A 20584-nucleotide genomic window follows, 5' to 3' on the forward strand; every position below is an offset into this window, starting at 1 on the left:
TTGGAGTGCAAGGCTGGTGGAATTGTTATCGGTCTCGCCAAATGAAGATGGCCCCTCAAAGGCATGGGTGCCGCGGGGGGTTGCCACCATGACAAGACGCCCCTCTTCCAAGGGGGGCGATCACAAAAATATTATGGCTACGACGACGGTCGACCCGCGTCCCGCCGCTGCGCTGTCACCCGCCAGAATCCGCTCCGATTCGCCGCAAGCCATTGACTTGCAATACATTTTTACCTTGCCGACGCGCTGTTGTTGGGCATCATCGTCGCGAAGCGGGGTATTCCGCGCTAGGACAAGGACGCGATCGTGGCGCGACCGAGACGTACAACAGCGGAACAGCTTCTTGTGGTCGCTGACGCGACCCGCGAACCGGTTGCGCTTTCGTCATCAAAACCCGATCCACGCCTCGTCAATCTGGTCCGACTGCTGGCGCGACAGGCCGCGCGGGACTTCGTTCGAGCCGAAACTGATAGCCGGACGCGAGACCGCCTTCCGGAGTAAGGAGGTCGCCTCGTGAAAGTCGCGCTCTACGCCCGCTACTCATCAGACAATCAGCGAGACGCTTCAATCGAGGATCAGTTGCGGCTGTGCCGCCTGCACGCCGAGAAGCAAGGCTGGACGGTCGTCGACAGCTATACCGATCGCGCAATCTCTGGCGCGTCGCTGTTGCGTCCCGGCATTCAGGAACTGATCGGCGACGCGATGCGCGGCAAATTCGTCGTCGTGCTCGCAGAAGCGATGGATCGCCTGAGCCGCGATCAGGAGGATATCGCCGGACTGTTCAAGCGTATGGCCTTCAGCGGTGTTCGTATCGTTACGCTGTCGGAGGGTGACGTGACGCATCTGCACGTCGGTCTCAAGGGCACGATGAACGCCCTCTTCCTGAAGGATCTCGCCGATAAGACGCGCCGTGGGCTGCGCGGCCGCGTCGCGGATGGCAAGTCCGGTGGCGGGCTCTGCTTTGGGTATGACGTGGTGAAGCAGTTCGCGGCAAATGGCGAGCCGATCCGGGGCGATCGGACGATCAACGAGGCGGAAGCCGCCGTCGTACGCCGTATCTTTGCAGACTACATTGCCGGCAAGTCGTCCCGCGCGATTGCATTTGAGCTGAACAAGGAAGGCGTGCCTGGACCACAGGACGCCGAATGGGGGCCGTCAACGATCCATGGCAACCCGAAGCGCGGCGTCGGCATCCTCAACAACGAACTTTATGTCGGGCGCCTCGTCTGGAACCGGCTCCGCTATCTGAAAGACCCGGATACGGGAAAGCGGGTGTCGCGTCTCAATCCTGAATCCGAGTGGGTGATTCAGGAGGTTCCGGAGATGCGTATCATCGACCAGGAAGTTTGGAATGCGGTGAAAGCACGCCAAAAGTCGCTCGCTTATGAGGCGTCTGAGCCCGGCGACAACCCGTTGAATGAGCGGCGGCGCCCGAAGCACCTGTTTGCCGGCCTCGTGAAGTGTGGCTGCTGTGGTGGCGGTTATACGATGATCTCGAAAGATCTGCTTGGCTGCGCGACCTCGCGGAATAAGGGCACCTGCGAAAACCGCCTGAACATAAGGCGAGACGCCCTTGAAGCCTCCGTGCTTAGCGGCCTCCGGACACACTTGATGGAGCCCGAGCTGTTCAAGGAGTTCTGCGACGAATTTACTCGCGAGGTGAACCGGCTGCGGATTGAGCGCAGCGCAGACATCACCAGTCAGCGCAAAGAGTTGGAGCGCGTCCAGCGGGACTTGGATCGAGCGATCCAAGCCATCCTGGATGGTGTGCCCGGCGCTCAGCTCAAGGAAAAGATTGGTGGTCTTGAAGCCCGCAAGGCCGAACTGACCGAGTTGCTGGCGAACGCTGAGGAACCGCCGCCCCTTCTGCATCCGAACATGGCGGAGATATACCGCCAGCGGGTCGCCGCGCTTTATGAGAGCCTACTGAGCGCGGACGGCACGGCCGAGGCGGCTGAGCTGTTCCGGACGCTGGTCGATCAGGTGACGCTCGTGCCTAACGAAGCCGAACTTGCGATCGTGCTGCGCGGCGACCTGGCTGCGATCCTTCGGTTCGCCGCGAACAAGAAAAACCCCGACGTCCTTGCGGAGGCCGGGGTTTTGGGTGCCTTGCTTTCGCAAGAATCGTTGGTTGCGGGGATAGGATTTGAACCTATGACCTTCAGGTTATGAGCCTGACGAGCTACCGGGCTGCTCCACCCCGCGTTAAACCGTTGCGTGCCTTGCAGAAAGGGTGCCTGAGCCGGCCGGCCAACGCTTTTCAACGGCGCCGATCGATCCGTCCGGGGGCTTCCTGAGAAGGCGACCCGGGCCGAAGCCGTCGGGTGCGGGGCGTATGTATCAACGTGAGCCCGGTTTGGAAAGCCCCGGATGCGGGTTTTTGAGGATTTTGTGACGTCGAAATCGCCGGCTGCCCCGGCAGGATTTACCGCCGGGAACCGGGCCTTGCCAGACCGCGCGCAAAAGCGGAGCTTGGCGCGCAACAAATCCGTCAAGAAAACGTCATCCGAGGGGGAAATGCCATGGACCGGCCATTGAAGAGCCCGGGGCTGCATGCGCTTGAGGAGGCCTTTCTTCGCCAGTTCGAGCTGTCACGCGGCGAGCCGGCGCCGACATTGCAGGCACGGCTCGACCGGCTGCGCCGCCTGCGCGCCGCGCTGACCGAGAATGAGGCGCGATTCGAGGCGGCGATCTCGGCCGATTTCGGCCACCGCTCCACCGTCGAGACGGCGATCGCCGAGACCATGCTGGTGCTCGGCGAGATCAAGCACGCGGCCAGGCACCTCAAGGGCTGGATGGCGCCGCGGAAGGTCCCGACCACGGTGCAGTTCGCGCCGGCCAAGAACCGGCTGATGCCGCAGCCGCTCGGCGTGGTCGGCATCATCGCGCCGTGGAATTATCCGCTGCAGCTGACCCTGGCGCCCGCAGTCGCCGCGATCGCGGCCGGCAACCGCGCCATCATCAAGCCGAGCGAGCTGGTGCCGCGCTTCGCCGAGCTGCTGACCGAGGCGATCGCCAAGAAATTCGACGTCACCGAGCTCGCGGTCACCGATATCGACGACGAAATCGCAAGGGCGTTTGCCGCGCTGCCGTTCGATCATCTGATCTTCACCGGCTCGACCCGCGTCGGCCGGCTGGTGGCCGAAGCCTGTGGCCGCAATTTGACGCCGGTGACGCTCGAGCTCGGCGGCAAATCGCCCGTGATCGTCGACGGCTCCGCCGACATCGATGAAGCCGCGCAGCGCATCGCCTATGGCAAACTGCTCAATGCCGGCCAGACCTGCATCGCGCCCGATTACGCGCTGGTGCCGCAGGCCGCGGTGCAGCCCTTCGCGATGCGGCTGCACGGTCACATGCAGCACATGTTCGGTACCGATCCGAATAACGCCGATTACACGTCGATCGTCTCGGATCGGCACTATGCGCGGCTCGAGGGGCTGGTGTCCGACGCCGCCGCGAAAGGCGCGACCATCATGCAGCCGGCAGCGCCGAACGACCGCGAGTGGAAGGCGAGGCGCAAATTTCCGCCGACCGTAATCGTCGACGCGACGCCGGACATGACGGTGATGCAGGAGGAGATCTTCGGGCCCCTGTTGCCGGTCATCGGCGTGCGCGATGCGGCGGAGGCGATCGCCTTCGTCAACAGGCGCGATCGCCCGCTGGCGCTGTATTGGTTCGGCACCGACAGCGCCGCCCGCGATGCGGTGCTGGCGCGTACGGTGTCCGGCGGCGTCACCGTCAATGACTGCCTGTTCCACTTCGCGCAGGCCTATCAGCCGATGGGCGGCGTCGGCGCCTCCGGCACCGGCGCCTATCACGGCGAGTGGGGATTCAAGGCGCTGACCAAGTTCAAGCCGGTGTTCTACCGCTCGCGGTTCAACCGGCTTGCCGATCTCTATCCGCCCTATGGCGCGAAAATCGCGCGGCTGGAGAAGCTGATGCGGTTGTTGTCGTAGGATTCACACCGTCTTTGCGAGCGCAGCGAAGCAATCCATGGCGCCGCATAACGGATAGATGGATTGCTTCGCTTCGCTCGCAATGACGCAAAACGAAGACCAGGGGGAACATTCGTGACTGACACATTCGATTTCGTGGTGGTGGGCGCAGGTTCCGGCGGCTGCGCGGTGGCGGGACGACTGTCGGAAGATCCGGCGACCTCGGTGGCGCTGCTCGATGCCGGCGGCACCAATGACAATTGGGTCGTCACCACGCCCGGCGCACTGGTGCTGATGGTTGCGGGCACCGTCAACAACTGGGCCTTCAACACCGTGCCGCAAAAGGGGCTCAACGGCCGCATCGGCTATCAGCCGCGCGGCAAGGGGCTCGGCGGCTCCTCGGCGATCAATGCCATGGTCTACATCCGCGGCCATCGCGCCGACTACGACCACTGGGCCGCGCTCGGCAATACCGGCTGGGCGTTCGCCGACGTACTGCCCTATTTCAAGCGCTCGGAGAACAACGCCGATTTCGACGGCGAGTACCACGGCAAGGGCGGCCCGCTCGCCGTCAACAAGCTGCGCTCCGGCAATCCGATCCAGCAGACCTTCCTGCAGGCGGCGCAGGAGGCGCAATTCCGCATCCGCGAGGATTTCAATGCCGAGGACCATGAGGGCCTCGGCATCTACCAGGTGACCCAACGCAACGGCGAGCGCTGGAGCGCGGCGCGCGCCTATGTGCATCCGCATATCGGCAGGCGCGCCAATCTGCGCGTCGAGACCAATGCGCACGCAACGCGCATCCTGTTCGAGGGCAAGCGCGCGGTCGGCGTCGAATACCGGCAGGGCAAGGAGCTGAAGCAACTCCGCGCGCGGCGCGAAGTCCTGCTTGCCGCCGGCGCGTTCCAGTCGCCGCAGCTGTTGATGCTGTCGGGCGTCGGCGATGCCGCAGCGCTCGGCAAGCATGGTCTCGCCAGCGTGCATCACCTGGCCGGCGTCGGACAGAATCTGCAGGACCATCCGGACTTCATCTTCGGCTACATGTCCGACAATCCGAACTTCGCCGGCCTCTCGCTGAAGGGCATGCCGCGGCTCGTCCGCGCCATCATGCAGTATCGACGGGAACGCCGCGGTCCCCTCACCTCGAACTTCGCCGAATGCGGCGGCTTCCTGAAGACGCGGCCCGATCTCGACATCCCCGACATCCAGCTGCATTTCGGCATGGCGATGGTCGACGACCACGGCCGCAAGCGCCACGGCGGCACCGGCTTCTCCTGCCATGTCTGCCTGCTCCGGCCGAAGAGCCGCGGCAGCGTCGCGCTGGCCGGCAGTGACCCGATGCAGGCGCCGCTGATCGACCCGAACTTCCTCGGCGAGGAAGACGATCTCGAATCGATGGTGGCGGGCTACAAGACCACACGGCGGCTGATGGAAGCGCCGGCGCTGCGCGCCCTGCAGCAGAAGGATGTATTCACATCCAACGTCCGCACCGACGACGACATCCGCAGCATCCTGCGCGAGCGCGTCGACACGGTCTATCATCCGGTCGGCACCTGCAAGATGGGCACCGGCGATCCGCTTGCGGTGGTCGATCCGAAGCTGCGCGTGCACGGACTCGAAGGCCTGCGCGTGGTCGACGCCTCGATCATGCCGACCCTGATCGGCGGCAACACCAACGCACCGACCATCATGATCGGCGAGAAGGCGGCGGACATGATCGGGGCGGAGATGCGGGCGGGGTGACCAGATGCGTAGGGTGGCCACGGCGAAAGAGCGCCTTTGCCCACCCTGTGAGGCTGCCGTCGCAGGGCCGCACTGCCAAAATATCGAAAACAACCCCATGCAAAGGAGCCGGGGCTGCCGGCTTCGACACGGCGACTTGACTCGTCGGGCAAATCAGCGGCATTATTCTATTATCCCGAAAATTGCGCAGACGCCCTCAGCTTGCTCCGTGTCATCATCCGCGCATGCGGGTGATCCAGTATTCCAGAGACCGCAGTGCTTGAGCCGAGCGGCCGCGGCGTACTGGATCGCCCGGTCCATGTGCGCAATTGCGCACAGGCCGGGCGATGACGGCGGTGGACGACGATATACGCGGATCCGTTGCAATCGTAGCCCGATGGAGCGAAGCGTAATCCGGGACCTTCACGCATGCTCCCCGGATTTCGCTGCGCTTCATCCGGGCTACAAAGCTAGTTCAGCAGAAACCCGCCATCCACGGTCACCACCGTCCCGGTCATGTAGCGCGAGGCGTTCGAGGCCAGCAGCATGATCGCGCCGTCAAGATCGGACTCGGCGCCGACCCGGCGCTGTGGAATGCGCTTGGCAAGCCGCTCGCCCGCTGGCGTCGACCAGAAATCATGGTTCATCTCGGTGTCGATATAGCCCGGCGCCAGCGCGTTGACGCGGATGTTGTTGCCGGCGAGCTCCAGCGCCATTGCCTTGGTGCCCTGGATCATGCCGGCCTTGGAGATCGCATAGGGCGACACTGCCTTGAGCACGCCCTGTCCGAGCACGGATGCGACGTTGATGATATTGCCCGGTTGCTTGCGCGCCATCATGCGCCGCGCAAGTTCGGTGGCGAGGAAGTAGGCGCCCTTCAGATTCGCACCAATCACGGCGTCCCAATCCGCCTCGGTCTGCTCGGTCGACAGTTTCTCGATTGCGATGCCGGCATTGTTGATCAGCACCGTGACCGGACCGAGCGCGGCTTCAGCGGCGTCGAGCGCCTTCGCAATGCCGGAAATTTCCGCGACGTCCATCTGCACTGCGGCGGCGCGGCCGCCCTTGGCCTTGATCTCCTCCTCGAGGCTTTTCAGCTTCGCGACCTGGCGCGCGGCCAGCACCACCGCAGCGCCATGCGCCGCCAGCACGCGGGCGAATTGTCGCCCGAGCCCCTGCGAGGCGCCGGTGATGAGGATGATTTCTTTACTGACATCGAATAGGTCGGACATCGACAGGTTCCCGGATTGAAGCGGACGAGTGATAGCGACAATTGTCCCTGATGTAAGCAGGTTTGCTCAACCAGGGGACAGTAGGAGATTGGGGCAGGGAATTCCTTAATCCATGAACCTCTTCGACCTTGCCATCATCGTCGGATTGGTGTTCGCGGTGGTGACCGGCTTCACGACCGGCCTGTTGCGCAGCGCGGTCACCATCCTGGCCTATCTCGTCGCCATGCCGCTCGCGGTCGCCGCGCTGGCGATGATCGGGCCCCACATCGCGACGCTGCCGTCGTCGCCGTTTCCGCCCAATGGCGTGCTGCTGTTCGGCCTCTTCCTCCTGATCGGCGTCATCCTCGGAAAGATGGCGCGGACGATGCTCGACGACACCATCGGCTCGGAGATCGGGATCGGCGACCGCCTCGGCGGCGCGCTGCTCGGCGCCATCAGGGTCGGTCTCGTCGTGACCACGCTGGTACTGGTGTTCGATCAGCTGGTGCCGCTCGCCAGGCAGCCGCAGTTCCTCAATGGATCGCAATTGCGGCCGTTGTTCTCCGCGGCCGGACAGGCCGGATTCCGCTCGCTGCCGCCCGAAGCCACCATGGCGATCGAGCGGCTGCGGCGCGAGCAACGCATCTAGCCTCCTGCCCTGCGCCAACGTGCTCACCCGCCTGTTCCTGCCCGGCATGCACTTATGCATTGCACGTCCCTTATCGGCGCCGCCGAGCTTGGCTAGAATGCCGCCATCAAACCTTTACAAACCTACCCGACATGACAGGGAGTGAACCGTGGATCTTGGAATCAAAGGCCGCCGCGCCATCGTCTGCGCATCGAGCAAGGGACTGGGCCGCGCCTGCGCGATCGCGCTCGCCAATGAGGGGGTGCATGTCACCCTGACGGCGCGCGGCGCCGAGGCGCTGAAGCAGACCGCCGCCGAAATCCGCAAAGCCCACCCCGGCGTCACCGTCACCGAGATCGTCGGCGACATCACGACCCCGGCCGGGCGCGAAGCCGTGCTCAAGGCCTGCCCCGATCCGGACATCCTGATCAACAATGCCGGCGGCCCGCCGCCGGGCGATTTCCGCAACTGGACCCGCGACGACTGGATCAAGGCGATCGACGCCAACATGCTGACGCCGATCGAGCTGATCAAGGCCACCGTCGACGGCATGATGGCGCGCAAGTTCGGCCGCATCGTCAACATCACTTCGGCCGCGGTGAAGGCACCGATCGAGATCCTCGGCCTGTCCAACGGCGCCCGCGCCGGCCTCACCGGCTTCGTCGCCGGCCTGTCGCGCAAGACCGTCATCAACAACGTCACCATCAACGGCCTGCTGCCGGGCCCGTTCGAGACCGACCGCCTGCGCGGCACCGCGAAGCCCGAGGCCGAGAAGCGCGGCATCTCGGCCGAGCAGGTCCTGGCCGAGCGCGCCAAGCTGAACCCCGCCGGCCGCTTCGGCGATCCCGACGAATTCGGCTATGCCTGCGCATTCCTGTGCGGCGCCAAGGCCGGCTTCATCACCGGGCAGAACCTGCTGCTCGATGGCGGCGCCTTCCCGGGCACCCTCTAGTGCCGCCGATTTGAAGCTCCTGCACTAAGCTCCTGCACTATATGCGGCGAGACCGATTGGGAGCTTCAAATCGGTCAAGCGGCACAGAGACCTATGACTCTTGCCAGCGCCCTCTTGCTTTCCGCAGTTCGCGCAAGAGGTCGCTGGACGAGTTCACGAACTTCGGAAAAGGGACGCTAGATGAGAGCGGTCTGGTACGAACGGACCGGTGCGGCGCCGACGGTGCTCACCGTCGGCGAGATGCCGACGCCGGAAGCCGGTCCCGGCGAAGTCCGGGTTCGCCTCGAGGCGTCCGGCGTCAACCCGGCCGATGTCGGCCGCCGCAGCGGCAATTATCGCGCGATGGAATTCCCGCGCGTGATCCCGAACAGCGACGGCGCCGGGATCATCGACCAGGTCGGCGAAGGCGTCACCCGCTTTGCGGTCGGTGATCGCGTCTGGCTGTTCAACGGCCAGCGCAATGGCCGCGCCTTCGGCACCGCGGCCGAATACATCACGCTGGCCGACTATCTGGTGACGCCGCTGCCGCAGGACGTGTCGTTCGCGGCCGGCGCTACGCTCGGCATCCCCTGCATGACCGCGTGGTGCGCGCTGTTCGCGGACGGCCCGATCTCGGGGCAGACGATGCTGGTCACCGGCGGCGCCGGCGCGGTCGGTCACTACGCCGTGCAATTGGCAAAATGGGGCGGCGCGCGCGTGATTGCGACCGTCAGTTCGCAGGTCAAGGACGTCGAGGCACGGCTCGCCGGCGCCGACACCGTCGTCAATTACCGGACCGAGGACGTCGTCTCGAAGGTGATGGCCTTCACCGAGAACCGCGGTGTCGACCGCGTGATCGACGTCGATTTCGGCGGCAATCTCGCGACCACGCTGAAGATCATGGCGATGAACTCGACGATCGCGGTCTACGCCACCAACGGCAACCGCACGCCGACACTGCCGGTGCGCGAATTGATGGAGAAATGCATCACCGTGCGGTCGCTGGTGCTGTTCGCGCTGCCGCCGCCGCTGCTCGCGGCCGCGCAGGCCGACATCACCCAATGGCTGGCGTCGGGTACCCGCGTGCACAATATCGCCGGGCAATTCGCGCTCGCCGAGACCGCCGACGCCCATCTCGCCGTCGAGAAGGGCGACAAGATCGGCACCGTGATCGTCGACTGCGCGCGTTAGCAAGCGAATGTTTTCCTTCTCCCTCTCCCCGTTCTTACGGGGTCGAGACGAGCGAAGCTCGCTCTTAGAGGGTCGGGGTGAGGGGCCGTCACCGCAAAGGCGGTGAAGACAAAGACTGCGGAGGCCCCCTCACCCGGAATTCAAGCTTCGCTTGAATTCCGACCTCTCCCCGCAAGCGGGGCGAGGTAAGGAGAACAGCACGCTTCTACTACCTACTGGATCGGCGTGATGCGCTCGTCACTCGGCGACAGGCCGAACTCGTCGAGCCCTTCGGCGAGGAAATCGCCGAGCATGGGCTCGCCCAGCAGATAGCTCGCGGTACGGCCGTTGCGTCCGCGCGCGGCCTCGCGGCGGAGATCAGCCCATTCCTCGATCGTGCCGTCGCCGCGGCCGAGCCGCATCAAGGCGACGAGGTCGACCTGCTCGTCCTCGCTGAGCGCGTTGATGAAGCCGGTGATCTCGCGCGCCACCGGATCGTTGCCGTCGTCCTCCAGCACGTCGATCATCTCGTCGTCGGCGCCGTTCGAGCCGGAGTCGGGATCGACGATCCCTTCCTTGACATCGAATTCCCGCGCCTTCTCGATCAAGAAGCCAACTTTTTCAGGGGAGATTGCGAGTTCCGGCATTGCACACTCCTTCTTCCAACGAGGCGGTAACGCGGGAGGCGCCGACTTGATCCATTGCGCCGGCGCGCGGAAACCCGCATGGTCCGGCAAGAGCAACAAGAAACGGAGGGCACGCCGCATGCACTGGACCGTAGGCAAGGTCAAAATCACAAAGGTCGTCGAGCTCGAGACCGTCGGCAGCACCCGCTTCATCCTGCCGCTGGCCGGCCGGGAGGAGATCCAGAGCCTGCCCTGGCTGATCCCGCATTTCGCCAATGAGGAGGGCCGGCTGAAAATGTCGATCCATTCGCTGCTGGTGGAGACGCCGGAGCACCGCATCATCGTCGACACCGGGCTCGGCAACGACAAGCAGGGCCGCAATGTGCCGACCTGGAACAACCGCAGCGATCCGTTCCTGGAAAAACTGGCCGCGACCGGATTTGCGCCCGACACCATCGACACCGTGCTGTGCACGCATCTGCACGTCGACCATGTCGGCTGGAACACAAAACTCGTCGGCGGCAAATGGGTGCCGACCTTCGCCAATGCGCGCTACGTGTTCGGCAAGACCGAATACGAGCACTGGCGTGACCATAGCGACGATCCCGCGCATGCCGCTGTGTTCGCCGATTCGGTGAAGCCGATCGCGGATGCCGGCAAAGCGGAGCTGGTGTCGAGCGACCACCGCCTGACCGAGGAGATCACGCTGATCCCGACGCCAGGTCACAGCCCCGGCCATATGAGCATCCACATCAGGTCCGGCGGCGAGGAAGGCCTCTTGACCGGCGATGTCGCGCATCATCCCTGTCAGATGTACCACCTCGACTGGTCGTCGACCGCGGACTCCGACCAGAAGCAATCGGCCGCGACGCGGCGCGAATTGTTCTCGCGCTTTGCCGACACGCCGACGCTGGTGATCGGCGGGCATTTCAACGCCGGCCACATCAGACGTGATGGCGACGCGTTCAGGTTCATCGCGCTGGAGGCATAGAGCGTGATGTTTCTCGGTTGAATCAGTGTCGCAACAGATTCGCTGCACCTCTCCCGCTTGCGGGGTCGAGACGAGCGAAGCTCGCTCTTAGGTCGACGCGCTCGGCAGCGCACTTGCGCGCCAGAGCGCGGCGGGTGGAGGCTCTCTCCACCAGGTGACTCGCGGCGAGACCCACCCCAGCCTTCCCCCGCAAGCGCAGGGCTATCGCATATGCCCCTTGGCGACCGCGCAAGTGCTGGGCCTCGTGGTTCGAGACGCGCCGCAAGCGGCGCTCCTCACCATGAGGGTCTACTGTTGTGCCGCAAAACAAGACCTCATCCTGAAGAGCCCGCCGAAGGCGGGCGTCTCGAAGGATGGCCACGAGGGCACCGCCACGAAATGCGATAGCCCTGCCCGCTAGCGGGAGAGGGAGCGCAGTTTTATCCAGCCTCGTTTCCTAGATCAAACTGGCGCGCGCGAGGAAGAGCGCGTCCGCCTCGCTGGCGGCGATCGCGGCCGGATAGGGCAAGGCCTTGGCCCGTCCGGGAAGATTGCGCTCGAGCTCGGCGCGCTCCTCCTCGTCATCGGCGATATAGATGGTGACCCGGATCAACCGGCCGAGCTCGGCCTTGCGCGCCTTCATCCACAGCACCATCGGCTTGCCGGCGGCGACCTCCGGCTGATCGTTGACGTTGACGATCACGGCAATCGGACGGTCCGCGGCAAGCAGCTCGCTGTATTCCGCGGTCCAGTCGCAGCCGTCCTGCTCGGTCTGCAGACGGCCGGTTGCGATGAAGATGCCGGGCTCGGCCTCGCGAAAGAATTTCATGGAAGCTTCCTCATGATGACGACGCCAGACCGTGCCGATCGCGCAGACCCGGACGGCCGCCGGCAGAAATATCTATCGACTGACGGTCGGTCAATGTATCTAAGCCATTTCAAAGTCATTCTAAATATGCGATCCAAGAATCGGATATCAGGTACGGATGGATGCTGACGGTATGATCGGGAAGCGGCAGGCAGCAGCCACGCGCGGCGCGGCGCAACGCTGGAGACGGACCCAGCCCGCCGAGGTCAGGGTCGACGACCTGATGTCGGCTGCGGCGGCCCTCTTCATCGCGAAGGGCATCGAGGCCACCACGATCGACGACATCGCCGCCCGGGCCGGCGTCGCGAAGGGCACCTTCTACCATTACTTCGCGACCAAGGCGGATGTGATCATCGCCCTGCGTACGCGCTTCGCGCAGGACTTCCTCGCCCGGGTGGCGGCGGCGATCGCCGAGCGCGCCGCGGACGATCATCCCGGACGGCTGTCGGCCTGGCTGCGCGGTGCCGTCGGAACCTATCTCGCCAATGTCGAGCTGCATGACGTCGTGTTTCACGACTTCCCGCATCATCAGCGGCAGTCGCAAGAAAAGGACGACGTGATCGCCCAGGTCGTCGCCGTGCTGGAGGATGGCAGGACAGCCGGCGTCTGGGCTTTCCCGGACGCCCGCAGCGCGGCGCTGATCGTGTTCGACGGGATGCATGCCGTGGCCGACGATGCGATCGTCGCGGGCACGCGCGATCCCGAGCCACCGTGCCGGCTGCTGGAAGAGATGTTCACGCGGATGCTGGCGGCGCCCCATCCGCGATCATGACCGACGATCGAAGGGCTCAAAGCGGCCACCCCGGAAGGTGATGGCTGCAATGCCATGGCTGTGAAGCGGTTGAATTTCCCGGCGCGCTGTTCCATGAAGCGTGTCGAGGTATACCAGTAACAATCCTCAGGACATCGTAGGGAGTGATCAACATGAAGCTTGTTCGTTATGGCGAAAAGGGTGCGGAAAAGCCCGGTCTCATCGACAAATCCGGCCAGCTCCGCGACCTCTCGGCCCATCTGAAGGACCTGACCGGCGATGCCTACACGCCGGAGTCGCTGAAGAAGCTTGCTGCCCTCGATCCTGCCTCCCTGCCCGCCGTCGCCGGCAAGCCGCGCTTCGGCGCCCCCGTCACCGGCATCTCCAAATTCGTCGCGATCGGCCTGAACTACTCCGACCACGCCAAGGAAACCGGCAACCCGATCCCGTCCGAGCCGATCTTCTTCCTGAAGGCCAATACCGCGCTGTCCGGCCCCAACGATCCGGTCGAGAAGCCGCGCGGTTCGACCAAGCTCGACTGGGAAGTCGAGATCGCCGCCATCATCGGCACCCGCGCCAAATACGTCTCGGAGGCCGACGCGCTGAACCACGTCGCCGGCTACTGCATCTGCAACGACGTCTCCGAGCGCAACTTCCAGATCGAACGCCTCGGCCAGTGGACCAAGGGCAAGTCGCACGACACGTTCGGCCCGGTCGGCCCGTGGCTCGCCACCAAGGACGAAATCGCCGACGTGCAGAAGCTGTCGATGTGGCTCGACGTCAACGGCCAGCGCCGTCAGACCGGCACGACCTCGACCATGATCTTCACGATGGCGAAGTGCATCTCCTACGTCTCGCAGTTCATGACGCTGCTGCCCGGCGACATCGTCACGACAGGCACCCCGCCCGGCGTCGGCACCGGCATGAAGCCGCCGCAATACCTCAATGTCGGCGATGTCGTGACGCTCGGCATCGAAGGCCTCGGCGAGCAGCGCCAGGAAATCGTTGGGGCGTAGTTTACGGGATCGTCATCCCGCGCAACGGCTTTGCCGTTGCGCGGGATGACGGGGATACAGCGCAATCTCTCCCCTCGTCGTCCCGGCGAAAGCCGGGACCCATAACCACAGGGTTGAGTTGTTAGAAGGCTGTGGCCCCAGCGTCGCGCAACAATGACCTTCGGTGGTTATGGGTCCCGGCTCCCTTGCGCAATTGCGCACTAGGCCGGGACGACATCGAGCACGTTGCGTCATCGAGAGTCATACATTCACGGTCTCTCAGGATGACGACCGTGTTTGCGAAACGAGGTCATCTTCATGAAACTCACCTTCTCTCCCGCCTCTCCGTTCGCCCGCAAGGTGCGCATCGCGGCGATCGAGCTTGGCCTGATCGACAAGATCGAGCTGGTGCCGGCGACCGTCGCGCCCGGCACGGCCAACGACGAATATTCCAAGATCTCACCGCTGAAGAAGCTGCCGGTGCTGATCCTCGACCACGGCGACGTCATCCTCGATTCCTATGTCATCGTCGAATATCTCAACGAGCTCGGCGGCGGCCGGCTGATCCCGGGCTACGGCCCGCGGCGCTGGAAGCTGAAGACCGATCACTCCCTGCTCAACGGCATGCTCGATTCCATGCTGCTGTGCCGCTACGAGAAGATGGTGCGGCCGCAGGGCTCGCTGTGGCAGGCCTGGCACGACGATCACTGGAATAGGGCCTGGGCCGGCATGGCGCGGTTCGAGAACCGGCCGGACGTGCTGAACGGCTCGTCGTTCGACATCGCGCAGATCGGCCTCGTTTGCGTGCTCGGCTATGCCGATTTCCGCTTCGCCGATTGCGGCTGGCGCAAGGCCTATCCCAAGCTCGACGCCTTCTACCAGAAAATGCTGGAGCGGCCGTCGGTGAAGATCTCGGCGCCGCCGGCGGCGTAGCCAAGGCAGGGGGAAAGCAAGATGCGCGATCGCTTCCCCCTCTTCCATTTCTTCGGCGCGAGCCTTGTGCTCGCGTTGACCGTCCTGGGCACTGATGTGAGGGCCGACGACGGCCGTACCGGGCTGCCGAAGGAAGGCCTTGCGGCGATGGATATCCTCGCCAACATCATCATTCCCGCCGTGCGCGACGCGCACTAGAATCTTTTTTCGCGTCTTCTTCACGCGAACCGGACTCCACTTCGCTCGAAAACACCAACGCCAAGGAATCACCATGAGCCTGAAGTTTGCCGCCGGCGATCTCACCATTCATCGCATCGTCGAGCAGGAGACGACGTTCCTGCCCGCGCACGACATGCTGCCCGGGCTGACGCCGGAAGTCCTCGCCGAGAACCGCGGCTGGATGCAGGCCACCGGCGCGCTCGACGACAGCGACACCTTGATCCTGGCGTTCCAGTCCTATGTCGTGAAGACGCCGCACCACACCATCCTGATCGACAGCTGCATCGGCAACGACAAGCCGCGGCCGGCGCGGCCGAAATGGAACATGAAGACCGACGACAACTATCTGCGCAGTCTGGCGTCAGCCGGCTTCTCCGTCGGTGACATCGACTATGTGATGTGCACGCATCTGCATGTCGATCACGTCGGCTGGAACACGCGACTGGAGAACGGCCGCTGGGTGCCGACCTTTCCAAACGCGCGCTACGTGTTCGACAAGGCCGAGTTCGACTACTGGACCGAGAGCAACGCGAAGGCGGAGGTCCCGCCTTTCGTGGACAGCGTGCTGCCGGTGGTCGAGGCCAAGCGCGCCGAGATCGTCGGCCATGACTTTGCGATCGGCGACCACGCCCGCATCCTGCCGACGCCCGGCCACACGCCGGGCCACGTCGCCTTCGCCTTCGGCCGCGGCAAGGACGCTGCGGTCTTTTCGGGCGATCTGATGCACTCGCCGATCCAGACGCATTATCCGGAGCTGTCGGCGAAGTTCGATGTCGACCAGGCGCAAGCCGCGAAGACGCGGCGCGGTTTCCTGGAGCGTTATTGCGACACCGACACGCTGTGCTGCCCGGCGCATTTCCCTTCGCCGTCGATTGGCAAGATCAGGCGGAAGGGCAACGGGTTTGTGTGCGAGACGGTGTAGCTAGCGCCTCCTGCTGCGCTTACCTCGCCCCGCCTGCGGGGAGAGGCACAGGCCGCTTTCAGCGGCCGTCTTGAAGAACGCCGAAACGGAGTTTCGGCTATGTCGCATGCAGCGAAGCAAAATGCTATCCGGGTGAGGGGGGTACAGGTCTCTCGGCTTACACCTCCTCGCGGAGAGAGCCCCTCACCCCAACCCTCTAAGAGCGAGCTTCGCTCGTCTCGACCCCGTAAAGAACGGGGAGAGGGAGAAGATCAATCAAACAAACTCGGCGTGTGGTTCACGATCGCGCCTTCGATCTGCAGCATCTTCAGCTTGGTGACCACGCCGCCATTGGCCGAGAAGCCGCCCGGCTTGTTGCCCGCCGCCAGCACGCGGTGGCAGGGCACCACGATCGGGCACGGGTTGCGGCCGAGCGCCTGGCCGACGTCACGCGACAGCTCGACGCCGCCGAGCTGCTTGGCGATGTCGCCATAGGTCATGGTCTTGCCGGGCGGAATTTTCCGCGCGATGTCGTAGACGCCGCGGTTGAATTCCGGCACGCCGTCGAGATCGAGCACGATGTCGGCAAGGTCGTTCGGCTTGCCGGCGAGCAGCTCGATCATGCCATCGATCGCGTGCTGCACCTCCGCCGGCGGCGCCGCCTCGGTGACCTCGCCGTTGCGCTGAAAGATCCGCTTGCGGGTCTTCTCCTCGGTGCCCATCGGCAGCTGCACGCCGGTAACGCCGTGCTCGCCCCAGACGACGCCGCAGGCGCCGATCATGGTCTCGAAGATTGCAAAATGCTGGCCGGTCATGGCTCGCTCCAGATGTTCCCTTCAGCTCTCGCGTGAGCTTGCTGTTGATCCGGAATCTAGGCTTGGAGAATGTTGCTATCCACCCGAATTCCGTGGGAACTTCGGTCAAATCAACAACATCTACCTCCTCTCCGCGAGCCCAAAATGCACAGCCTCCACGTCAACGGTTTCGATATGCCCTATCTTGATGTCGGAGAGGGCCCGCCGCTGGTCTGCGTGCACGGTTCGCTGTGCGACTTCCGGATCTGGTCGGCGGTGCTCGGCCCGCTGACGCGCCGGCACCGCGTGATCGCGGTCAGCCTGCGGCATTTCTTCCCGGCGCGGTGGGACGGCGTTGGCGACACCTATTCGATCGCGCAGCATGTCGATGATGTGATCGGCTTCATCGAGGCCTTCGACACCAGACCGGTCGACCTGATGGGGCATTCCCGCGGCGGTCATATCTGCTTCCGCGCCGCGCAGCGGCGGCCCGACCTGTTGCGCAAGCTGATCCTCGCCGAGCCGGGCGGCGAGCTCGACGAGACCCTTGATCCAGATTTCAAGCCGGGCCCCTCACCGCTGGCAGCACGCTTCGCGGCCTGTGCGGCGGAAATCGCCAAAGGCGATATCGACGGCGGCCTGCAGATATTCATGGACGCGCTCGAAGGCCCCGGCGCGTGGAAGCGGATTCCGGCAACCTCCAAGCAGCTGTTGCGCGACAATGCGACCACGCTGATCGGCCAGACCCGCGACCAGCGCCCGCCATTTTCGAAGGCGGACGCGGAAGCGATCAAGACACCGACGCTGTTCATCGGCGGCGCCAACACCAAAGGCGTGCTGCCGAAGGTGCTGCACGCCCTCGCCGCGCATGTGAAGGGTTCGCGCACCGAAATGATCCCGGGCACCACGCATCCGATGTTCGAGCAGGCGCCGCAGCGCTACTCCGAGATCGTGCTGGAGTTCTTGGCGAGCTAGCAGTGCCTCCCTCTTCACCTCGCCCCGCCTGCGGGGAGAGGTCGGATCGCATCGCGAGATGCGATCCGGGTGAGGGGGTACAGGTCTAACTATTTGCATCACTCGCGGAGAGAGCCCCTCACCCCGCCCTCTAAGAGCGAGCTTCGCTCGTCTCGACCCCGTAAGAACGGGGAGAGGGAGAAGAGCTCACACCTTCCAGACACCGACCGGCTGGCGCACGGCGACGTTCAGTCGGTTCCAGACGTTGATCGCCGCGATGCCCAGCACCAGGGACGCGAGCTGCTGTTCGTCGAAGTGCTTGGCCGCCTCGTCCCACACCGCGTCCGTCACCGGATCCTCGCGGTCGCTGAGCCGGGTCACCGCTTCGGTCAGCGCCAGCGCGGCGCGCTCGGCCTCGGTGAAATAAGGCGCGTCGCGCCAGGCGCCGACCGCGAACAGCCGCTCGTCGGTCTCGCCGGCGCGCCGGGCGAGTTTCGGGTGCATGTCGACGCAGACGCTGCAGCCATTGATCTGGCTGGCGCGCAGATGCACCAGTTCCAGCAGCTTTTCCGGCAATGCCGGCTTGGTGCTCTCGCTCAGCGCCTGCAACGCCTTCATGGCCTCGGGAACAACCATCACCGGGTGGTTCATGCGGGCTTTCATCATGTCATTCTCCTGATTTGCCTTTTGACGGCGCCGCGCCGATCTGTTGTCACATCGGCGCAGTTTCGTTCGTCATGGCCATGACGGAGCGGACAAAGGGAATGTGACCGATGGACGAGAAAAATTCTCTCACCGAACAGTTCGAGGCCAACCGGCCGCGCTTGCGGGCGGTGGCTTACCGCATGCTGGGCTCGACCGCCGAGGTCGACGATGCCGTGCAGGAAACCTGGCTTCGGCTCGGCCGCACCGACGCTGCTGCGGTCGACAATCTCGGGGGATGGCTGACCACGGTGATCGCGCGGATCTGCCTCGACATGCTGCGCTCGCGCAAATCGCGCCGCGAGGAGCCGATCGGCCCCCATGTGCCGGAGCCGGTCGCGGACAATCCGTCCGAGCGCGAGACCGAGATGGCCGATTCCGTCGGCGCGGCGTTGCTCGTGGTGCTGGAAACGCTGGCGCCGGCCGAACGGCTGGCTTTCGTGCTGCACGACATGTTCGCGGTGCCGTTCGAGGAGATCGCGCCGATCGTCGGCCGCACGCCGGCCGCCGCGCGGCAGCTCGCCAGCCGTGCCAGGCGTCGCGTGCAGGGTACGCCCCCCGCACCGGATGCCGATCTCAGCCGGCAGCGCGGCATCGTCGAGGCCTTTCTTGCCGCGTCCCGCAACGGCGATTTCGAAGGGCTGCTGGCCGTGCTGGCGCCGGATGTCGTGGTGCGCGCCGATCAGGCCGCGCAGCGGCTCGGCTCGCTGCCGGTCATCCGCGGCGCCGCAGCGGTGGCCGAAAGCTTCAAGGGACGCGCGCAGGCGGCGAAGCCCGCGCTGGTCGACGGCGCGATCGGCGTTGCCGTCATCTTCGGCGGCGCGCTGCGCATCGTGCTGCGGGTCACGATCTCAGGCGACCGGATCGCGGCGATCGATGCGACCGCCGATGCCTCGGAGATCGAGACCTTCGATGTCGAGGTGCTTGAGCGCAGCTGACGCAGCTGGAGGCAGCAAAGTCGCAATGCTAGTGTCTTCCTGCACAGGGAGGACAATCATGAAACTATCCATCAAATTGCTCGCGTCGGCCGGCCTGCTCGCCCTTGCCTCCTCGTCCGCCTTTGCCGCCGCAGACGAAAAACTGCGTGCGGCCGCCGAGCAGGCCCAGCCGGCGGTGATCGAGAGCCTGCACGACATGGTGCTGATCGAGTCGGGCTCCAGCGATGTCGAAGGCCTGAAGAAGATTGCCGACTACACCGAGGCACGGCTGAAGGCGCTCGGCGCCAGGACCGAACGCCGCAAGACCACGAAGGGCGCCGGTGCCGACATGGTGATCGGCACCTTCGAAGGCAGCGGCAGCAGGAAGCTGATGCTGATCGCGCATATGGATACGGTGTACGAGCACGGCATCCTCGACACCCAGCCCTACAAGGTCGACGGCACCAGAATCTATGGGCCCGGCATTGCCGACGACAAGGGCGGCATCGCCGTCATCCTGCATTCGCTGAAGATCCTGAACGATGCGGGCTGGCGCGACTACGCCAAGCTCACGGTGTCGTTCAATCCGGATGAGGAGGTCGGCTCGATCGGCTCCGGCGAGATGATTGCTGAGCTCGCCGACCAGCACGATGTGGTGCTGTCCTGCGAGCCGACGGTGGCGCCGCCGGTGGCCAAGAATGAGAGCCTGCTGCTCGGCGCCAGCGGCACCGCCACCGGCACGATCGATGTCAAGGGCAAGGCCTCGCATGCCGGCGCGGCGCCGCAGCTCGGCCGCAACGCGCTAATCGAGCTCGCGCATCAATTGCTGCAGACCCAGGACGTCGCGAAATCGATTCCGGGCACGCAGCTGAACTGGACCACCGCGAAGGCCGGCACCGTGCGCAACCAGATCCCCGATCACGCCACCGCCGGTGCCGACATCCGCCTCACCATTCCCGACGGCGTGCAAAAGCTGCAGGCGGCGCTCGACGAGAAGGTGAAGAACAGACTGATCGCGGACACCGAGGTGACCGTGAAGGTCGTCGCGGGCCGTCCACCCTTCGTCGCCGATGATCGCGGCCGCGCGCTCGCCAGGCAAGGACAGGCGATCTACACCGAGCTCGGGCGCACGCTCGACATCGCGGAAATGACCGGCGGCGCGACCGACGCCGGCTACGCCGCGCGCAGCGGCAAGGCCGTCGTGGTCGAAAGCTTCGGCCTCGCCGGCTGGGGCTATCACGCGCGCGACGAATACATCGACACCAACTCGATCGTGCCGCGGCTCTATCTGATGACGCGGACGCTGATGGAGCTGGGCAAGGCGAAGTAACGGGGCGCGGAGGCGCAGCAGCATCCT

The 20584-nt window shown here is 64.8% G+C and carries 20 protein-coding genes and 1 tRNA gene; 15 read left to right on the forward strand and 6 right to left on the reverse strand.

What is annotated here, in order from left to right:
- The first annotated feature begins 513 nt into the window (after positions 1 to 513).
- Positions 514 to 2172: a recombinase family protein gene (locus ACVWYP_RS00205; protein ID WP_129964784.1), complete on the forward strand. Its 1659-nt coding sequence runs from the start codon at positions 514 to 516 to the stop codon at positions 2170 to 2172.
- Here ACVWYP_RS00205 and ACVWYP_RS00210 read toward each other — a convergent pair.
- A tRNA-Met gene (locus tag ACVWYP_RS00210) sits at positions 2129 to 2205 on the reverse strand. The two genes, ACVWYP_RS00205 and ACVWYP_RS00210, sit on opposite strands and share 44 nt — an antisense overlap.
- Before the next feature lie 317 nt (positions 2206 to 2522).
- Here ACVWYP_RS00210 and ACVWYP_RS00215 point away from each other — a divergent pair.
- Positions 2523 to 3956 carry a coniferyl aldehyde dehydrogenase gene (locus ACVWYP_RS00215; RefSeq protein WP_304497306.1) on the forward strand — a complete coding sequence of 478 codons (1434 nt, stop codon included), beginning with the start codon at positions 2523 to 2525 and terminating at the stop codon, positions 3954 to 3956.
- Between the two features lie 114 nt (positions 3957 to 4070).
- Complete coding sequence (locus ACVWYP_RS00220; protein WP_304497307.1) at positions 4071 to 5678, forward strand: GMC family oxidoreductase; 1608 nt, start codon at positions 4071 to 4073, stop codon at positions 5676 to 5678.
- Between the two features lie 449 nt (positions 5679 to 6127).
- On the opposite strand, the gene ACVWYP_RS00225 is transcribed toward ACVWYP_RS00220, so the two are convergent.
- Positions 6128 to 6889, reverse strand: coding sequence for an SDR family NAD(P)-dependent oxidoreductase (locus tag ACVWYP_RS00225; protein ID WP_304497308.1), 762 nt, complete (start codon positions 6887 to 6889; stop codon positions 6128 to 6130).
- A gap of 112 nt (positions 6890 to 7001) precedes the next feature.
- Between ACVWYP_RS00225 and ACVWYP_RS00230 the strand changes: the two genes are divergently transcribed.
- The 3 genes from ACVWYP_RS00230 (at position 7002) to ACVWYP_RS00240 (ending at position 9618) form a co-directional block, all read left to right on the forward strand.
- Positions 7002 to 7517 carry a CvpA family protein gene (locus ACVWYP_RS00230; protein WP_028341925.1) on the forward strand — a complete coding sequence of 172 codons (516 nt, stop codon included), beginning with the start codon at positions 7002 to 7004 and terminating at the stop codon, positions 7515 to 7517.
- Between the two features lie 148 nt (positions 7518 to 7665).
- The gene (locus ACVWYP_RS00235) at positions 7666 to 8448 is read left to right on the forward strand and encodes an SDR family oxidoreductase (RefSeq protein WP_304497309.1); all 783 of its coding nucleotides are present in this window, start codon (positions 7666 to 7668) and stop codon (positions 8446 to 8448) included.
- A gap of 180 nt (positions 8449 to 8628) precedes the next feature.
- On the forward strand, positions 8629 to 9618 hold the full coding sequence (locus ACVWYP_RS00240) for an NADPH:quinone reductase (RefSeq protein WP_304497310.1): 990 nt from the start codon (positions 8629 to 8631) through the stop codon (positions 9616 to 9618).
- Positions 9619 to 9830: 212 nt separating this feature from the next.
- Here the strand turns inward: ACVWYP_RS00240 and ACVWYP_RS00245 are convergent, their stop codons facing one another.
- A complete protein-coding gene (locus ACVWYP_RS00245) occupies positions 9831 to 10244 on the reverse strand; it encodes a DUF3775 domain-containing protein (protein WP_304497311.1) in 414 nt (137 codons plus the stop codon).
- Between the two features lie 118 nt (positions 10245 to 10362).
- Here ACVWYP_RS00245 and ACVWYP_RS00250 point away from each other — a divergent pair, with 118 nt between their 5' ends.
- Positions 10363 to 11214, forward strand: a complete 852-nt coding sequence (locus tag ACVWYP_RS00250; protein ID WP_304497312.1) for an MBL fold metallo-hydrolase — start codon at positions 10363 to 10365, stop codon at positions 11212 to 11214.
- A 436-nt stretch (positions 11215 to 11650) separates the two neighbouring features.
- On the opposite strand, the gene ACVWYP_RS00255 is transcribed toward ACVWYP_RS00250, so the two are convergent.
- Positions 11651 to 12022: a hypothetical protein gene (locus tag ACVWYP_RS00255; RefSeq protein WP_304497313.1), complete on the reverse strand. Its 372-nt coding sequence runs from the start codon at positions 12020 to 12022 to the stop codon at positions 11651 to 11653.
- A gap of 157 nt (positions 12023 to 12179) precedes the next feature.
- On the opposite strand from ACVWYP_RS00255, the gene ACVWYP_RS00260 reads away from it, so the two are divergent.
- The 5 genes from ACVWYP_RS00260 (at position 12180) to ACVWYP_RS00280 (ending at position 15881) form a co-directional block, all read left to right on the forward strand.
- Positions 12180 to 12833 (forward strand): TetR/AcrR family transcriptional regulator, encoded by a 654-nt coding sequence (locus tag ACVWYP_RS00260; RefSeq protein ID WP_304497314.1) that lies wholly within the window; start codon positions 12180 to 12182, stop codon positions 12831 to 12833.
- A 152-nt stretch (positions 12834 to 12985) separates the two neighbouring features.
- A complete protein-coding gene (locus ACVWYP_RS00265) occupies positions 12986 to 13828 on the forward strand; it encodes a fumarylacetoacetate hydrolase family protein (RefSeq protein ID WP_026191869.1) in 843 nt (280 codons plus the stop codon).
- 297 nt (positions 13829 to 14125) lie between these two features.
- A complete protein-coding gene (locus ACVWYP_RS00270; RefSeq protein ID WP_038385276.1) occupies positions 14126 to 14740 on the forward strand; it encodes a glutathione S-transferase family protein in 615 nt (204 codons plus the stop codon).
- A gap of 21 nt (positions 14741 to 14761) precedes the next feature.
- Positions 14762 to 14938, forward strand: a complete 177-nt coding sequence (locus ACVWYP_RS00275; RefSeq protein ID WP_155258589.1) for a hypothetical protein — start codon at positions 14762 to 14764, stop codon at positions 14936 to 14938.
- Between the two features lie 73 nt (positions 14939 to 15011).
- Positions 15012 to 15881 (forward strand): MBL fold metallo-hydrolase, encoded by an 870-nt coding sequence (locus ACVWYP_RS00280; protein ID WP_304497315.1) that lies wholly within the window; start codon positions 15012 to 15014, stop codon positions 15879 to 15881.
- Between the two features lie 251 nt (positions 15882 to 16132).
- Here ACVWYP_RS00280 and ACVWYP_RS00285 read toward each other — a convergent pair whose 3' ends face one another.
- Positions 16133 to 16675: a methylated-DNA--[protein]-cysteine S-methyltransferase gene (locus ACVWYP_RS00285; protein ID WP_028341914.1), complete on the reverse strand. Its 543-nt coding sequence runs from the start codon at positions 16673 to 16675 to the stop codon at positions 16133 to 16135.
- 144 nt (positions 16676 to 16819) lie between these two features.
- Between ACVWYP_RS00285 and ACVWYP_RS00290 the strand changes: the two genes are divergently transcribed.
- Positions 16820 to 17629: an alpha/beta fold hydrolase gene (locus ACVWYP_RS00290; protein WP_304497316.1), complete on the forward strand. Its 810-nt coding sequence runs from the start codon at positions 16820 to 16822 to the stop codon at positions 17627 to 17629.
- Positions 17630 to 17815: 186 nt separating this feature from the next.
- Here the strand turns inward: ACVWYP_RS00290 and ACVWYP_RS00295 are convergent, their stop codons facing one another.
- Positions 17816 to 18271 (reverse strand): carboxymuconolactone decarboxylase family protein, encoded by a 456-nt coding sequence (locus ACVWYP_RS00295; RefSeq protein WP_453946194.1) that lies wholly within the window; start codon positions 18269 to 18271, stop codon positions 17816 to 17818.
- A gap of 110 nt (positions 18272 to 18381) precedes the next feature.
- Between ACVWYP_RS00295 and ACVWYP_RS00300 the strand changes: the two genes are divergently transcribed.
- Positions 18382 to 19248 carry a sigma-70 family RNA polymerase sigma factor gene (locus ACVWYP_RS00300; protein WP_304497317.1) on the forward strand — a complete coding sequence of 289 codons (867 nt, stop codon included), beginning with the start codon at positions 18382 to 18384 and terminating at the stop codon, positions 19246 to 19248.
- Positions 19249 to 19306: 58 nt separating this feature from the next.
- Positions 19307 to 20557 (forward strand): M20/M25/M40 family metallo-hydrolase, encoded by a 1251-nt coding sequence (locus ACVWYP_RS00305; protein ID WP_304497318.1) that lies wholly within the window; start codon positions 19307 to 19309, stop codon positions 20555 to 20557.
- Positions 20558 to 20584 lie beyond the last annotated feature (27 nt).

Source organism: Bradyrhizobium sp. USDA 3262 (assembly GCF_054060035.1).

Bases quoted from the DNA above. Each gene is read 5' to 3' on its own strand.
- ACVWYP_RS00250 (WP_304497312.1), top strand. From the start codon at position 10,363: ATGCACTGGACCGTAGGCAAGGTCAAAATCACAAAGGTCGTCGAGCTC.
- ACVWYP_RS00245 (WP_304497311.1), bottom strand. From the start codon at position 10,244: ATGCCGGAACTCGCAATCTCCCCTGAAAAAGTTGGCTTCTTGATCGAG.
- ACVWYP_RS00240 (WP_304497310.1), top strand. From the start codon at position 8,629: ATGAGAGCGGTCTGGTACGAACGGACCGGTGCGGCGCCGACGGTGCTC.
- ACVWYP_RS00300 (WP_304497317.1), top strand. From the start codon at position 18,382: ATGGACGAGAAAAATTCTCTCACCGAACAGTTCGAGGCCAACCGGCCG.
- ACVWYP_RS00285 (WP_028341914.1), bottom strand. From the start codon at position 16,675: ATGACCGGCCAGCATTTTGCAATCTTCGAGACCATGATCGGCGCCTGC.
- ACVWYP_RS00290 (WP_304497316.1), top strand. From the start codon at position 16,820: ATGCACAGCCTCCACGTCAACGGTTTCGATATGCCCTATCTTGATGTC.
- ACVWYP_RS00305 (WP_304497318.1), top strand. From the start codon at position 19,307: ATGAAACTATCCATCAAATTGCTCGCGTCGGCCGGCCTGCTCGCCCTT.
- ACVWYP_RS00255 (WP_304497313.1), bottom strand. From the start codon at position 12,022: ATGAAATTCTTTCGCGAGGCCGAGCCCGGCATCTTCATCGCAACCGGC.
- ACVWYP_RS00230 (WP_028341925.1), top strand. From the start codon at position 7,002: ATGAACCTCTTCGACCTTGCCATCATCGTCGGATTGGTGTTCGCGGTG.
- ACVWYP_RS00225 (WP_304497308.1), bottom strand. From the start codon at position 6,889: ATGTCCGACCTATTCGATGTCAGTAAAGAAATCATCCTCATCACCGGC.
- ACVWYP_RS00270 (WP_038385276.1), top strand. From the start codon at position 14,126: ATGAAACTCACCTTCTCTCCCGCCTCTCCGTTCGCCCGCAAGGTGCGC.
- ACVWYP_RS00295 (WP_453946194.1), bottom strand. From the start codon at position 18,271: ATGAAAGCCCGCATGAACCACCCGGTGATGGTTGTTCCCGAGGCCATG.
- ACVWYP_RS00260 (WP_304497314.1), top strand. From the start codon at position 12,180: ATGGATGCTGACGGTATGATCGGGAAGCGGCAGGCAGCAGCCACGCGC.
- ACVWYP_RS00280 (WP_304497315.1), top strand. From the start codon at position 15,012: ATGAGCCTGAAGTTTGCCGCCGGCGATCTCACCATTCATCGCATCGTC.
- ACVWYP_RS00275 (WP_155258589.1), top strand. From the start codon at position 14,762: ATGCGCGATCGCTTCCCCCTCTTCCATTTCTTCGGCGCGAGCCTTGTG.
- ACVWYP_RS00215 (WP_304497306.1), top strand. From the start codon at position 2,523: ATGGACCGGCCATTGAAGAGCCCGGGGCTGCATGCGCTTGAGGAGGCC.
- ACVWYP_RS00265 (WP_026191869.1), top strand. From the start codon at position 12,986: ATGAAGCTTGTTCGTTATGGCGAAAAGGGTGCGGAAAAGCCCGGTCTC.